The organism is Paenibacillus septentrionalis, from assembly GCF_042659865.1.
In the GTDB taxonomy this organism is placed as follows: Bacteria; Bacillota; Bacilli; order Paenibacillales; family Paenibacillaceae; genus Pristimantibacillus; species Pristimantibacillus septentrionalis.
In genome coordinates this window covers 994,330-1,009,423 of sequence record NZ_JBHSTE010000001.1, presented here as the reverse complement: position 1 = coordinate 1,009,423, position 15,094 = coordinate 994,330, and the positions used below count along the sequence as shown (strand labels likewise).

Sequence of the window (15,094 nt, the reverse complement as noted above, 5' to 3'; positions counted from 1 at the left end):
CATATCTAACCAACAATAAAATCTTATCCCGATTTGTGATTGACAGAGTAAAGTATGGCAGTTACAATCTCATTATCCGTAATCGTAACGATTACGAACAAACACAACAAGCTTAGCCTACTCGCAACTAAGATATTCTTCATATTTGGTAATCAGAATGGTTGGATGGAAATTTGAAGGAGGATGTTATGGCACATTTACGAATGATTGAGAGCTGGGTAGGAGCTAGCGGGAGTCTTCTGCCGCCGTTGCTAAAAAAGATGGGGCATACGTTTACCTTTGTTACACGCAAGCTTGAGCATTATCAGCAAGCTCATGGCACGGACCAGCATCCGGTTAGTTACCATGCTTCTGAGGTACTTGTTACGGAAACGAATGACAGCTCTGATTTAATCGAATTTCTTAGACCTTATCAATTTGATGGTGTAATAACAGTGTGTGATTACTATATCGAGACTGTTCAAAGGAGTTATTGTAGAGGAAGGGGCTACCTCGGCGATTTTGTCCAAACCGAAAGCGGCCTATACGCGCAGCTTGCTCGCTTCACGTGCTTTGTCGGCTGCTTACACAGCAGAAGAGCATGATGCTGCTTTAGACGCAACAGTTGTCTTCATGAAAAGGCTGCATAATTGGAAAACAACACAAGTTTACAAACGGTTGTTTATAGGGTTATAATAATTCGTAACAGTTACGATTGGAGATATTGGCTAAAAAATCTAAAGTCGTGAAAGAGCTTAAAAGACAGGCTACAGTAGCAAAGTATGCTGAGCTTAGAAAGCAGCTGAAGGATAACAATGACTATGCAGCACTTAGCAAGCTGCCAAGGGATGCTTCACCGACCAGACTGCATTCGCGCTGTGAAGTCACAGGCAGACCGCATGGATATTTGAGCAAGTTTAAAGTATCGCGTATTGTATTTCGTGAGCTTGCCTATAAAGGCCAAATCCCTGGCTTGAAAAAAGCAAGCTGGTAACTAGACACCGTTAGCCTTTGAAAAATTATGGATGAACGCATACCGGTGGTGGCGATGCAACGATTTTCGGCTCACCGCCTACTTTCTTCATCCAGCTCACAGAATGGTACTTTGTAATATTCTATAATCTTTCATATACACGCGAAGCTCTCGTGTTATCTTTTCTTGAAAATGTGAAAATCAAAAGAGGAATAAGCAACACCAAGTTCATAGATATGAAATAGTACGTTATTCTATCTCGTAGTCTCCAAGAGTCGACAATATAGCCACTCACTGTATGCTTTTCAACGTATTGAAGTACCGATTGATTGTTATTCAAAGTAGAAATGTTGTTTTCAAGTACTGGAAATTCGTGATATCCTACAGCAGAATCAGGGAAATATTTCATCCATAATTGATTAGTGAATCGATCAATAGAGTACAGGTGCGCATCTTGAATAACACGTTCTTCTTCCCATCTAAAAATCCAAATGGTATTAAAGTGCCTGTGAGAAGCTAGCTTTCTCAGGCACTTGTTTTGTTAGAGAGAGGCTTACGGATTTAGGATTAAGGCTCGGAGACTCTTGCGGTTAAGCAAGCTAACCGATATATTAGCAATGTAAATACTTTCTACATAAAAGGAGAGTACAGTGATGACAGCAGACAGAACGTACTGGGTTGATACATTAGTGAGAATTGCTTATCCCGTGCTTCATGCATCATCTGAGCGCAGGCTTTGTATTGAAATGCCAGTTGAAGCATGGACTAAAGATCGCTTGCTCTATACACATTTGGAAGCGCTATCGCGAACGCTGGCAGGGATTGCTCCGTGGCTTGAAGCGGGTCCACGTACGGGAGAGGAAGAAGAGACTCGTGTCCGCATGGCAGAGCTGGCAAGACAGGCGATTGATGCAGCAACCGATCCGGCTTCACCTGACTATATGAATTTTGACAAGGGAGGTCAGCCGTTAGTTGATGCTGCTTTTTTAGCAAACGCGATATTAAGGTCTCCTCATGAGCTATATGAGAAGCTCGACCCCAAAGTGCAAGAGAATCTGGCAGCTGCACTAATGGCAACGCGAGTCATTCGTCCTGTATTTAGCAATTGGCTGTTGTTCAGTGCGATGATTGAAGCTGCACTGTACAGAATGGGTAAAGATTGGGATCGGATGCGAGTTGATTATGCGCTGCGGCAGCACGAGCAATGGTATGTGGGTGATGGCGCCTACGGAGACGGGCCGCACTTTCATTGGGATTATTATAATAGCTTTGTCATTCAACCGATGCTGATTGATGTCCTGGATCTATTAAGTGATCAATTTGCCGATTGGGAAGCAATGCGAGATAAGGTACTGTTTAGAGGACAGCGGTACGCTAGTGTACTGGAACGACTAATTTCACCCGAGGGTTCTTATCCGCCACTCGGTCGTTCACTTGCTTATAGATTCGGAGCATTTCAGCATTTATCTCTTATGGCACTTAAGCAACAACTCCCAGAAGAACTCGAGCCTGCTCAGGTTCGCTGTGCCTTAACAGCGGTCATCAAGCGGCAAATTGAAATGCCAGGTACGTTCGATGAGAAGGGCTGGTTAACAATTGGGTTTGCCGGCAGCCAGAAGGAGCTAGGTGAGGGGTACATCTCAACAGGCAGTCTGTATCTATGCAGCACCGTTTTTCTACCGCTAGGACTATCTCCTAACAATGCGTTCTGGCAGGGAGAGGCTGACTGGACAGCTCGCAAAGTATGGCGGGGTGAATCGGTTCCGATTGATAAGGCCATATCAGAGTAAACCATATCCGATTCAATCATCTCAAATTTAACCAAACTATAGTAACGAGCAAGAGCCGTCCCCTTTGTAGAGATTCTACGTGGGGATGGCTCTTGCTCGTTAAGCGAGATTGTTGCGCAATTCATATTTATATAACCTGCATCAAGGTTTACTATCAAGGATTTCTTTGGCCATTAGGAACAATAGCAATTACTTGACATAGCCGAAGCCAAGGATTGTAAACTTCTTCTGCTCATGACCATCCGTCATTCGAATTTCTATATGATGCTCGCGAGCCTCCTGCTCATTGAACAAAATCGAAGCATGGCAGTGCGTCCATTGAATTGCTCGTGCATCAGCCTGCTTAATAAGCTGACCATTGTCCCATATATCAATCGTTCCGAAGTCGGTGCTTCCCGAATCTTTATATACAATGACGAGTTTTTTACAGGTGATCATCATGCTGAAGCTATCATTTCCCGATTCAGCCGTATGCATCCAGTTGTGTGGAAACTGCGGCGTGCCGTGCGACTGATCATCCATCTCTACCATCTGCAGCTCTGTATCCGTTTCAGAGAAGCCGCCTTCATTAATGTGGGCAGCATTTATGTTAGTGACACGATCCAGCAATTGAATATCAATGAAGTCATTGCCGATAACAGGAGGCTTATGAAGATCGATATCCTCCGTATGGCTAGCCGCTTGATCCGTTTCGGCAAACAGCAGGGCGAGACAGTCTGCCATAATGCGATGACCGATATTGGTAGGGTGATAGGTATCATAAAAATATTGCCGCTTCGTTACAAGATTGCCTTCTTCCTGCGACAAGTAGAACTGCTCTACGACTGCATCCTTTACGCTTACCATAGGCAGATCATAGTGCAAGCCTACAGGTGAAAGTCTGTCCTGCAAATTCCAATCGTTCATAAATACACTGAACAGCAAAATAACAGCAGGCTTGTTGTCAGCGGCAAGCGCTTTCAACGCAAGACTTTCATAGCAGCGTCCTTCAGTTTCATCATCCGCATCGTTGACGGCAAATTCGATAATAACAATATCAGGCTGAACGCTGTCGTTTTTCAGCACATCGCGCTCATAACGGATCATGCCAAGCTCTGACGGCGTGCCGCCGACCCCCGCCTTGACGAAATGAATATGCTCGCCTCCGTTTTGACCGAATAACTGCTTGAACAACGAATAAGATTGATAGGCATAGCACGTGCTGTGAATAGGCTTGGCACCAGCACCCTGCGTAATGGAGCCGCCGATATAGGCAATCGTAACATCCTGTCCTCGCTTTGCCTTCTCAATCGCTTTTTTTAAGCGATAATTGTTGCCCGCATGCAGCAGTGAACGGCGGATCATATCGCGATAAGCCTCCGACTCAAAAGCTACTGGAGCATCGGGCTTCAGCTCAGGCGCATCATAACCGTCATTTAAGTAGAAAATGATGTTGACTGTGGCAAGCGCACCTGCGCGATGAAATTCGAAGGTGAATTTACCAGGAACATCATCCTCTGCCGTTAAGTTGAAATCGCTTAGCTTTAAAATCGTCTCAGAGCCATCTGCAGGACAGACTGCCTCGATACGTGAGCCTGATGTATATTTGTTCGTCTTGCCCCAGTTTTCCAATGCAAACCTCACGCTCGAGATATCCTCTTCTTCGGAGTGAATCGAAACGCCAATGCTGTGCACCAATTGACGGAAGCCTTCACAGCTTTTTAGCAGCTCCAGCATGCGGTCGTCGTCGATCCCGCCTGTATTTCTAGCCTGATCAGCGAGACGGCCTTCCAAATAGATTTCCTGCATACATGTACCGTCAGGTCGAGGTGATGCCTCAATCATAGCTTCAAGCATAATATAAAAACCTTTTCGCTTTTCAGTCGTTTGCGATGAATGGCCCATCATATCAGATCTCCCTTTCTAAGTCGTTTATCTGCACAGCTTACCGCAATTTGAAAGAAATATAAACCTCACAAAGCATGGTTGTTACTATTAAAATTAAAGGATATTGGCAGTACGGGATTAAATTTTCCGCAATATAGCGTTATTTTTATAACAATAGAGAAGGACAAAAAAATGGGAGAGTTCTTTATGATGATAGATGAAGTAGGAAATTGGGGTTAAATAATTGGAGGGTTGAATATGTTAAAGGTTGCAATTATCGGTGCTGGGGCCATTTCTTCCGCTCATGTTACAGGCTATTTGCAGTTCGCGGATCGATGCAAAATCGTTGCTGTTTGTGATATTTATCCTGAAAAGGCTCAAAAGCTGGTCGAAACGTATGGACTCGATTCAAAGGTTGTTAAGGATTACAAAGAGCTTCTTTTTGAAGAAATTGATCTTGTATCCGTTTGCACGCCACCATATGTGCATGCGGAAATTGCGATAAACTTTTTAAATGCAGGCAGCCATGTTCTGATTGAAAAGCCGATGGCATCATCACTAAAGGAATGCGACGAGATCAATGAGGCGGCACAGAACAATGGTAAGCTTGTGTCCGTTATTGCGCAAAACCGTTTTACTAACCCTATGATGAAATTAAAATCTGTTCTGGCCAGTGGATTGGCAGGGAAAATTTTGCATGCTCAGGTGGACTCCTATTGGTGGCGAGGTCATTGCTACTATGATTTGTGGTGGCGAGGAACATGGGAGAAGGAAGGCGGAGGCCCAACCTTGAACCATGCCGTACATCATATTGATGCATTGCTGTGGATGCAGGGCCGTCCGAGTCAGGTTCAAGCGTTTATGAGCAATGTAGCGCATGATAATGCAGAGATAGAGGATATTTCAATTGCAATGCTGCGTTACGCAGATGGCGCTTTGGGTCAGGTAACAAGCTCGGTCATTCATCACGGAGAAGAGCAGCAGCTCGTTTTTCAAGGATTAAATGCGAGAGTTTCCGCACCTTGGAAGCTCACGGCATCGGTTTCCAAGCAAAATGGATTTCCTGAGCCAGATACCGAGCTGGAAGCAAAAATTCAACACTACTATGACCAGTTGCCTGAACTGCAATATTATGGACATACGGGGCAAATCGATAATGTGCTAACAGCTGTTGAGACTGGTGAAAACGTCCTGGTTAATGGTGTGAATGGACGAGATACCTTGGAATTGATAATGGCGATTTACAAATCAGCAAGCACAGGACAATGTGTAGAGCTTCCGCTGCAGCCAAGCGATCCATTCTATACAAGAGAAGGGGTCTTGAAAAACGCGACTCACTTTTATGAAAAAAGCAGTCATATTGAAAATTTTAATGACTCCTCCATTACACTGGGAAGAAATCTTGAGGAAAGGAGTCATTCAAATGGATAAAAAGAGCGGAATGTTTTATGTCCCCCAAGGGAAGCCTGCTCCGGTGTGTTCACCGGGAGAATTTAAATTTGCGGCAATCGGACTTGATCACGGGCATATTTATGGCATGTGTCAGGGGCTAATAGAAGCAGGAGGTCAACTGGTTTGGGTGTACGATCCAGATCCAGCGAAGATCGCAGCCTTCCAGCGCAGCTTTCCTGATGTTAAGGTTGCGCGTTCGGAACAGGAAATTTTGCAGGATGAAGCGATCCGCCTCGTTGCTGGAGCTGCGATCCCTTCGGAGCGTTGTGCGTTGGGAATTCGCGTGATGTCTCATGGGAAAGACTATTTTACGGATAAGGCACCGCTTACGACACTGGAGCAGCTGGAGCAAGCGAAGCAAAAGGTTGCTGAAACGAAGCAAAAATATGCCGTTTATTACAGCGAACGTCTTCATGTGGAAAGTGCAGTTTATGCAGGACAACTAATCGAGCAGGGAGCTATTGGACGCGTCGTGCAAGTGTTGGGTTTAGGGCCGCATCGCATCAATATAAACAATCGCCCCGAGTGGTTTTTTGACAGAGACCGATTTGGCGGAATTCTTTGCGATATTGGCAGTCATCAAATTGAACAGTTTTTATTTTACACAGGCGCCCGGAATGCAGAAGTTGTTCACAGCAAGAAGGCGAACTATCATCATAAGCAATATGGCAAATTTGAGGATTTCGGAGATGCTACGCTAGTTGCAGATAACGGAGCCACAGGATATTTCAGAGTAGACTGGTTTACGCCAGACGGACTTTCCACTTGGGGGGATGGTCGTACAACGATACTTGGCACGGAAGGGTACATCGAATTGCGAAAATATGTTGATATCGGTAGAGCTCAAGGTGGTAACCACGTTTATCTCGTTAATGCTGAAGGCGAGCACTACATGAATGTGTCTGGACAAGTGGGTCATCCTTACTTTGGTCAGCTAATTCTCGATTGCATCAATCGAACGGAGAACGCAATGACACAAGAGCATGCGTTCAAGGCAGCAGAGCTGAGCGTGATCGCTCAACGGAATGCGACACATATTGAATAGTAGCAAAGCGCGGATGCAGTAAAGACTATCCGCGCTTTTTTTTGATAGGGCGCTTCATCGTTAATGAGTAGTCTAATGTTATCTCCTCCATCTTTTCCGATATTGATGGGGGGTCGTGCCCATACGGGATTTGAAAAATTTGCAGAAGTATGAGCAGTTTGTAATCCCGATTTCTTGAGCGATCCACGTAATTGGTTTATCTGTCGTAGTTAACAGTCGAAGAGCCTGATGCGTTCTTCGCGTAGCAATATATTCAGTTATACTAATTCCTACCGTTTCCTTAAACATATGAGATAAATGATAAGTCGACAAGTGAAGGTCCTTAGCCATTTCATCCAAATGGAAGGGGTTCGTATAATGCTGTTCAATCCATTTTAATATTTGTTCAACATGATGATTTTTACGAGTGCGGAATAGTATCGGTTGCTTTTGCTGTTGTTGCCATATTGGCTTCATGCTGCGGAAAAGTAAAATGAGAAAAAGTGAAATTTCTTCGAGTTGTTCTGCTTCTGAAAGGGTAGGAAGCTTTTGCTGCATGCTTTGAAACAACCCCGTAATGTCGTGATTGTCTTCAATTCCATAGATGCAAGGGGATGGTAGTCTGCCTACATTCATATAGTTGTAAAACGCATGGAGAGCAGGCCATTTATCAAAATAAGAATCAAACAACGTTGGTTCAAAAGTCGCTATCGAACGTTCGAAGGTTTGATCATTAGAATAATCAAGCTGGAGATGATGCAACTGATAAGGTTGGAAGATACAAAGCATTCCTGGTCTAATTTCATAGCTGACATTGTTGACGATCATCGTTCCGTTTCCTTGATGAATCAATAAAATTTCTGTACCTCGATGAGAGTGAAACGTTTCTTTTAACTGGTTATGTACACTAATTCGTTTATAGGCAAAATATAAGGGCTCTTCATTTAGATCTGTCACTCCTTGGAAACTCAAATGCACCCACTCCTATTGAACAAATATTGTCTTCACTGCTTTCTTTGTTAATAGCTAGTTTCTTATGCTGTGCGAACGTCATGCCTGTCAATGCCGTGAATTTCGATGCAGGCTAGTACTTTCCCCATTTTATCGCAAATATTGGAAAGGAAAAACCCGTTGAAGTATCACTGTACCTGAAGTCCATATCGACGGCCGATTGCTTTAACCTCGCTGATTATTTTTTCGCGCAGCTCCGTCGGCTCAAGCACCTCATTAAGTGAACCATAGCTATGCCGGTTAGGTTGGTTTCATAGATGAGGATTTGTTTAAATATGACGATAGAAGACATATTTGCCCAACTATAATGAGGATATGAATGAGAACAAACGGAGGGAGAACGAATAATGAATAAACCTTTAAGTGGAAAAGTAGCACTAGTAGCGGGTGGAACACGTGGTGCAGGCAGAGGGATTGCAGTAGAGCTGGGGGCTGCTGGCGCTACCGTATATGTGACAGGTCGTACGACTCGTACACAACGTTCAGAATACGATCGTCCAGAGACGATTGAGGAAACGGCAGAATTGGTGAATGAAGCGGGTGGGAAGGGGATTGCGGTTCAAGTCGATCATCTTGTGCCTGAACAAGTACAAGCGCTTGTTGCTCGTATTGAAAAGGAACAGGGCAGGCTGGATCTTCTCGTGAACGATATATGGGGTGGCGAGAAATTAACTGAGTGGAATGTACCGGTATGGGAGCACGCCTTGGATCGAGGTATGCGCCTGCTGCGATTGGCCATTGATACGCATATCATTACGAATCACTACGCCTTGCCGCTATTGATAAAAAATCCAAATGGTCTTGTGATCGAAATGACAGATGGAACGGCAGAATACAATGATCAGCATTATCGCTTGTCCTTGTTTTATGATCTTGCTAAAAATTCAGTCCTTCGTATCGCTAAAGCACTGGCACATGAACTGTCCCCATACCACTGTTCCGCTGTTGCCGTAACACCTGGATGGATGCGCTCTGAGCTGATGCTGGATCATTTTGGCGTAAAGGAGGAGAACTGGCGTGATGCGACGGAGAGTGAACCGCACTTCATCATATCTGAATCACCCCGCTTTGTTGGCAGAGCAATAGCAGCATTGGCTGGTGATCAGAATGCAGTACGGTGGAACGGGCAATCGACCTCAAGCTATCAGCTTGCACGAGAGTATGGGGTTTACGATATTGATGGGTCACAGCCAGATTGCTGGACCTATATAAAGGAGGTACAGGAAGCTGGGAAGCCAGCCAATGCTGACGGCTATCGTTAAACAGTGCTATGTGCACGCCTTCCAAGCGTTGGAAGAGCCAGAGAGAGGCTTCCACGCTTGTAGGGCGGTAGTGCATGTAATTGTTATTATCGAGTCGGCTTGCGATTTTCGGCGATTAGCTCGCCCATTGCCTCCCATTTTGTTTCAGCTGGTCGCTTGGAAAATTCGACTGGCAGCTTTGGAAACAAAAGCTCCGCAACGTGGTAGGCCTCTTCTAAATGAGGGTAGCCCGATAAAATAAAGGTATCAATTCCAAGGGCCGAATATTCCAGCAGCCGTTCTGCTACCTCATCGGGACTGCCGACTAGCGCTGTGCCGACACCGCCTCTAACCTGCCCGATGCCTGCCCATAGATTAGGGCTAATTTCAAGTGAATTCTGGTGCTCCCTTACCAGCTGGGTCATTCTCCGCTGTCCTACGGAATCGAAACGATCCAGTACTTGCTTTGCCGCTTGAACTTCCTCGTTCGTAATATGCTGAATAAGCTTATGTGCTGCTTCCCATGCTTCTGCTGCCGTTTCCCGTACAATAATTTGTACTCGCAGTCCGATTTTTATGGAACGCCCATATCGCTGTGCGCGTGCTCGTACATCTGCGACTTTCTCAGCTACCATCGCAGGGGTTTCAGCCCAGGTCAAGTATGTGTCAATATGCTTGCCTGCAACCTCGTGCCCGGCTTCAGAGGAAGCTCCGATAAAAAGTGGGGGAGACTGCTGCTCAAATGGCGGATATTGTAGGCGTGCTCCTTCTACTTGAACGTGTTTTCCATGGAAAGTGACACTTTCACCAATCATAAGCTGCTTCCATACTTGCAGAAATTCATCAGTTGCCTCATAACGATCGCCATGTGAGAGATAAATGCCGTCTCCTTTCATTTCAACAGGGTCGCCGCCAGCTACGACATTAATAAGTAATCTTCCTGAGGACAGGCGGGAAAACGATGCAGCCATTCTAGCTGCAATGCTCACCGACATCCCTCCGGGACGAACAGCCACAAGAAATTTTAATCGTTCTGTTGCCTGAATAAGCGCTGATGCAACAACCCAGCCATCCTCGCACGCATGTCCAGTTGGTACAAGCATTCCAGTATATCCGAGTCGATCGACTGCTTGAGCAATCTGTCTGAAATAATGAAGATCCGTAATTTTAGCTCCATAATTAGTACCCAAATATCTTCCGTCGCCCATTGTGGGCAAGTACCAAAACATCTCCATATCGTTAACACTCCTTTTTATTTTCAAACGTTCGCTGCTGCAATAAGCGACAGCAATTGATAGCGCATATTAATAAACGCTTTACTGCTGCGTACATCATGGAAAGTCGATTCATTAATGCTGTCAAAAAGCGGGTTGGCTATATCCTGGACAATTCTGCCCGGATTCGGATGCATGACAATAATTCTTCGTCCCAACAGCAGCGCTTCATCTACATCATGCGTAATAAGAAAAAAACAGCGGCGAGTATGCTGCCATATTTTTCGTATATGCAGCTGCATTGCTTCTCTCGTCAAGGCATCCAAAGCACTGAATGGTTCGTCCATCAATACAATCCTTGGCTCTGTCGCGAGAGTTCTGGCTAGAGCGGTACGCTGCTTCATTCCACCTGACAGCTGGTGAGGCAGACGCTTCGCTGCTGCTTCAAGACCCACCAGTTCAATATATTGAGCCGCAATCTCTTTACGTTTTTGCTTGGAAACCCCGGCCATTCGCAATCCAAACTCCACATTTCCTGCTGCTGACAGCCAAGGAAAGAGATTGGCATGCTGAAACACAACGCCGACCTGTGATGTCGGTTTTGTATGCACGTTTCCGTCAATGGCAACATAGCCGCTGGACGGCTTGGTGTACCCTGCCATAATATTCAACAGCGAGGACTTGCCGCATCCAGACGGACCAAGTATACAAATGAATTCATCCAAGGAAAGCGACAGCTCGATCTGGTGCAAAACTTGAAACTCGGATTTGCCCTTACCATAGGAAAGTGATAGATCGACAAGCTGAATGCCAGGCGATGCAGCGGATGAGTTACGTACAGCAGCATCGGCAGCGATTACTTTGGGAATATGTGTTGTTGCGTACATCGTTATTTCCGCCTTTCTCTTCACTCGCGATGCTTGCGTTGTTAATCAACATACAGCTCATTTAGCATTGCTTCCTCAAAAACACTCAGTTCAGGCGCGCTTTTGATTGACTGCTGTTCTACTAGAAAATCTGCAGTTTGCTTTAATAGCGCTGCGAATTGACCTGGTTCCTCAGGTGTACCCAAATATTTCGGATCCGATTGGGCTGCGGCATCAAGCACAGTAATTTCGCTCATAGCCTTTAATGTTTCTTCTACAGACAATCCAAGCTCATGAGACAGCGCTTCAGCTGCTTGCTCAGGCTGCTCGCGGTAGAATTTAGTCCCTTCATCGAGCACTTCGATATAGAGCTTGACTGCTTTCGGGTATTTGGCAATAAAGTCATTATGAACAACGCCAAACTCGCCTGTTAATGCCCCCTTCTCGGCAACTTCTTTGGAAGTAATGATGATTCTTCCGTTTTCGGCAAGAAGTCTGGATTGTACAGGCTGCCATGTATAAGCGCCGTCAATATCGCCACGCTGCCAAGCTGCTAGCAAATCAGGAGCTTGCATATCGATGATTTTGATGTCAGTGGCATTTATACTTTCCTGCTTGAGCGCGGACAAAAGGCTGAAATGAGATGTCGAGCCATACGTCGTAGCAACCGTTTTTCCCTTCAAATCTTGCAGCGATTGAATGTCCGATGTATCTTGAACAACGAGCGCTTCACTTTCTCCAATTACGTCATGAATATAGTAAATTTTGTTCGGCAAGCCCTGAGATATGCCCGAAGCGCCTGGCGGCGTGCCCACTAAACCGAAGTCGATGCTTCCGCTAGCGATTGCTGTATTCACGTCACGACCTGAATCGAATTTAAGCCATGAAATTTTAACATTAGGGAATTTTTGTTCAGCGAGGCCAAGCGCTTTTGCTACAAGCTCGCCGTTAGGAGAAACTTGATAACCAATTCGGATTTCTTGAGGCAGCTCATCACCTGTCGATTCAGCGGTGGAGCGATCTGCATCAGTCTGATTCGTTGTCGTGGTAGATGAGTTCCCGCAAGCCGAAACAATGAGAACAATAACCGATAATAAAATTGCTGCGAAAATCGGAGATAACTTAATAGAATATTGCTTCATAATGAATAACTTCCTTTCATAATTTAATGCTCAATCCAAGGTGAAACTCGTTGAATAAGCTGTCTGATGACCATGTCGATGCCAATTGCAATAATCCCCATAATAATGATCGCCACATAAATAATGTCACTGCGCAAATATTTGCTTGCATCAAGCACCATCCAGCCAATGCCGGAAACAGCAGCGATCATTTCGGCTGCTACCAGCGTTGCATATGTTACGCCAACAGCTGTGCGAAGCCCTGTCAGCAGATCTGGCAAGCAAGAAGGAAGGATGACGAAAAGGTAGAGCTTGTATCGACTTGCCCCCAATGATTTAGCTCCATTGATGCGATCGATTGGAATGCGTCTTGCGCTGTAAACGGCGGCTATAAACATCGGTGCAAAGCCTCCGAGAAACAGCAGCACAATTTTTGAGGTATCTTCGATTCCGAACCAAAGCACAAGTAAGGAATAATAGGCAAGCGGCGGTAATGGACGATAAAATTCTATAAATGGATCAAAGATTGCCCGCAGCAGTCTACTTCTCCCGCAAAGAATGCCAAGCGGGACAGCCGTTACAAGAACGAGCGATAAAGCAATGGCAATCCGCTGCAGGCTTGCGCCAATATGGGCCAGTAAACTGCTTCCTTTGTAGCCGTCTTGGACAATCGTCATAAATGCAGCCCAGACATCAGCTGGAGAAGGCAAAAACAGAGGATTGATCCATTCATGACGGCTAGCGATCCACCATAAGAAAAGCACAATGCTGACAGATACGACAGACACGGCTGCATATAATCCGTTTTTAGGATCGAAACGGTTTGACGATGATCGTTGAATAAGAGCCATTTTTTCACATCCTTTTTAGCGGTATGCAGGTACAAAAAAAGAGAGTACCTTCGAGATGCATGGCTTTTCTATTAGCCAGAGCACCCGAGAGTCTCTCCTGTTGTCAGGTTGAGGAATTTGAAATTATACATTACAGCATAGCTAAGCTCATTGCTTTCTGCTCTCCACGCGTGTCAATAAATTCGAGAGCACATCAGCCCGCAGCTTGCCTTCAAGTGGTGCAAAACCGAAAAGCTCACAAAAGAATAAGCCATCTGCAGCAAGTCTGACGACCGTTGCTTCTACAGGATCGCTGCATTCAGCTGTCATTCGGTTTTGCCATAATAAATATCGCTGCCTCATCGGTTCAAGCAAAGCAGGATTATTGGCTGCAGCGGCCAAGATACCAAAGCTCATTTCCAGATCATCCTTGCTAATCTCGAACGTTTTAATAATGTAGGCTTGAGCCCAGTCGTTGTGCAGGGCAGTATTGCTGGCAGCTTCTTTATCGGTGTCCGAATCGAATCGGTCCAGAAAATCTTCCAGTGCAGCTTGAATAAGAGCTTCCTTCGTCGGAAAGTGATACAAGAGCCCACCTTTGCTAATTCCGGCTTCTCTAGCAACAGCATCCAACGTAAGATGGGAAGCGCCCATTGTTCTAACTAGCCTGCACGCTACTTGCAATATAGCGTCTCGTCTAGAATTTCGGTTCATTTCTGCACCTCCAAATATACTATACGGTCTGGACGGTATAGTAGTCAATATTAAAATACATAAAACCAATAGGTAAAGTTGGAATTATTGGAATGAGTAAGCGTGGAGAACTAGTAGCTCTCTAACACTTACTCATTTTTTTGTTGTATGCTTTAAGTAGTCTATTATTTTAAGACTGACTATATTTTATTGAGGAAGCCTGTAATCACATAAAGAGGAAGGCGCTTGCCATCACGATGATAAACCGTTAGGAGCGAATAAGCAGGACATGAAGAAATGGCTGATTGGTTCGGGATATGTTAGTGCGATTATATTGATTATTGTATATAAAGAAGCGATAATGTCGTGGATTTATAAGGATAGCAGTAATGATTTTCTGCTGTTGTTTGGAGCTGCGGTGCTACTTGGTTTAGTACCGGGATTTCCTTACGGTATCGTTGCTGGGGTGATTGGGGCGCGCTATGGCTCGTTGTTGGGTGGAATTATTAATGTTGTCAGCTCGACTTTGGCAGCGGCGCTGCTATTTTGCTTAGTAAGAGTTTTATTTCAGGATAAGGCAAATCAAATATTAAGGAAATCAAGGCACATTGACCGCTTGACTACACTTATGGAGCAAAATGCATTTTTCGCCGTGTTATTCGCTCGCTTGATTCCCATAGTGCCAGCAGCGCTGATCAATATTTACGCCGCTGTCAGTCGAATTCGATTTCGCACCTTTGCAGCCGCTACCTTGATCGGGAAAATACCAGTAATGTTAGTTTTTGCAGCGATTGGCGATCAGCTGCTTTCCAGTATTCGAAACGTGCTTTGGATATCGTTTGTTTATATCATATTTTTGTGTCTGGTATTTTTCATATACCGTTGGTTTCGAAGCAACAAACGCAATCAATCAGAGTAACCGAATCCGTCAGACAGGTGGAAAGCGTGATATTGCCGAATAAAAAAAGATTGGTATAATATAGATAGGAATGTAATTTAAGGGCACTGATTTCCTAGTATTTCTAGAGACAACC

At 45.0% G+C, this 15,094-nt stretch carries 14 protein-coding genes; 7 read left to right on the top strand and 7 right to left on the bottom strand.

Annotation, left to right across the window (positions count from 1 at the left end; all coding sequences use genetic code 11):
* The first annotated feature begins 188 nt into the window (after positions 1 to 188).
* From ACFP56_RS04590 to ACFP56_RS04580, 3 genes are all read left to right on the top strand, one after another.
* Positions 189 to 584 (top strand): hypothetical protein, encoded by a 396-nt coding sequence (locus tag ACFP56_RS04590; protein WP_379231590.1) that lies wholly within the window; start codon positions 189 to 191, stop codon positions 582 to 584.
* Positions 585 to 703: 119 nt separating this feature from the next.
* Positions 704 to 973 (top strand): 30S ribosomal protein S14, encoded by a 270-nt coding sequence (rpsN, locus tag ACFP56_RS04585; RefSeq protein ID WP_379231588.1) that lies wholly within the window; start codon positions 704 to 706, stop codon positions 971 to 973.
* 632 nt (positions 974 to 1,605) lie between these two features.
* On the top strand, positions 1,606 to 2,742 hold the full coding sequence (locus ACFP56_RS04580) for a DUF2264 domain-containing protein (RefSeq protein ID WP_379231586.1): 1,137 nt from the start codon (positions 1,606 to 1,608) through the stop codon (positions 2,740 to 2,742).
* 189 nt (positions 2,743 to 2,931) lie between these two features.
* Here ACFP56_RS04580 and ACFP56_RS04575 read toward each other — a convergent pair whose 3' ends face one another.
* Positions 2,932 to 4,629 carry an SGNH/GDSL hydrolase family protein gene (locus ACFP56_RS04575; RefSeq protein ID WP_379231584.1) on the bottom strand — a complete coding sequence of 566 codons (1,698 nt, stop codon included), beginning with the start codon at positions 4,627 to 4,629 and terminating at the stop codon, positions 2,932 to 2,934.
* 237 nt (positions 4,630 to 4,866) lie between these two features.
* Here ACFP56_RS04575 and ACFP56_RS04570 point away from each other — a divergent pair, with 237 nt between their 5' ends.
* Both ACFP56_RS04570 and ACFP56_RS04565 read left to right on the top strand, forming a co-directional pair.
* Positions 4,867 to 6,039, top strand: coding sequence for a Gfo/Idh/MocA family protein (locus ACFP56_RS04570; RefSeq protein ID WP_379231582.1), 1,173 nt, complete (start codon positions 4,867 to 4,869; stop codon positions 6,037 to 6,039).
* The gene (locus ACFP56_RS04565) at positions 6,032 to 7,105 is read left to right on the top strand and encodes a Gfo/Idh/MocA family protein (RefSeq protein ID WP_379231580.1); all 1,074 of its coding nucleotides are present in this window, start codon (positions 6,032 to 6,034) and stop codon (positions 7,103 to 7,105) included. Before ACFP56_RS04570 ends, ACFP56_RS04565 begins: the two co-directional genes overlap by 8 nt.
* A gap of 78 nt (positions 7,106 to 7,183) precedes the next feature.
* On the opposite strand, the gene ACFP56_RS04560 is transcribed toward ACFP56_RS04565, so the two are convergent.
* Positions 7,184 to 8,056, bottom strand: a complete 873-nt coding sequence (locus ACFP56_RS04560; protein ID WP_379231578.1) for a helix-turn-helix domain-containing protein — start codon at positions 8,054 to 8,056, stop codon at positions 7,184 to 7,186.
* Between the two features lie 386 nt (positions 8,057 to 8,442).
* Between ACFP56_RS04560 and ACFP56_RS04555 the strand changes: the two genes are divergently transcribed.
* Positions 8,443 to 9,357, top strand: a complete 915-nt coding sequence (locus tag ACFP56_RS04555; protein WP_379231576.1) for an SDR family oxidoreductase — start codon at positions 8,443 to 8,445, stop codon at positions 9,355 to 9,357.
* An 86-nt stretch (positions 9,358 to 9,443) separates the two neighbouring features.
* Here ACFP56_RS04555 and ssuD read toward each other — a convergent pair whose 3' ends face one another.
* The 5 genes from ssuD to ACFP56_RS04530 form a co-directional block, all read right to left on the bottom strand.
* A complete protein-coding gene (gene ssuD, locus ACFP56_RS04550; RefSeq protein WP_379231573.1) occupies positions 9,444 to 10,571 on the bottom strand; it encodes an FMNH2-dependent alkanesulfonate monooxygenase in 1,128 nt (375 codons plus the stop codon).
* 23 nt (positions 10,572 to 10,594) lie between these two features.
* A complete protein-coding gene (locus tag ACFP56_RS04545) occupies positions 10,595 to 11,437 on the bottom strand; it encodes an ABC transporter ATP-binding protein (RefSeq protein ID WP_379231571.1) in 843 nt (280 codons plus the stop codon).
* A 41-nt stretch (positions 11,438 to 11,478) separates the two neighbouring features.
* Entirely contained in the window at positions 11,479 to 12,558 is a 1,080-nt protein-coding gene (locus ACFP56_RS04540) for a taurine ABC transporter substrate-binding protein (RefSeq protein WP_379231569.1), read from the bottom strand.
* Positions 12,559 to 12,581: 23 nt separating this feature from the next.
* On the bottom strand, positions 12,582 to 13,388 hold the full coding sequence (locus tag ACFP56_RS04535) for an ABC transporter permease subunit (RefSeq protein WP_379231567.1): 807 nt from the start codon (positions 13,386 to 13,388) through the stop codon (positions 12,582 to 12,584).
* 147 nt (positions 13,389 to 13,535) lie between these two features.
* Complete coding sequence (locus tag ACFP56_RS04530) at positions 13,536 to 14,081, bottom strand: TetR/AcrR family transcriptional regulator (protein WP_379231565.1); 546 nt, start codon at positions 14,079 to 14,081, stop codon at positions 13,536 to 13,538.
* A gap of 268 nt (positions 14,082 to 14,349) precedes the next feature.
* Between ACFP56_RS04530 and ACFP56_RS04525 the strand changes: the two genes are divergently transcribed.
* Positions 14,350 to 14,979: a TVP38/TMEM64 family protein gene (locus ACFP56_RS04525; RefSeq protein WP_379231563.1), complete on the top strand. Its 630-nt coding sequence runs from the start codon at positions 14,350 to 14,352 to the stop codon at positions 14,977 to 14,979.
* The last annotated feature ends 115 nt before the right edge of the window (positions 14,980 to 15,094 follow it).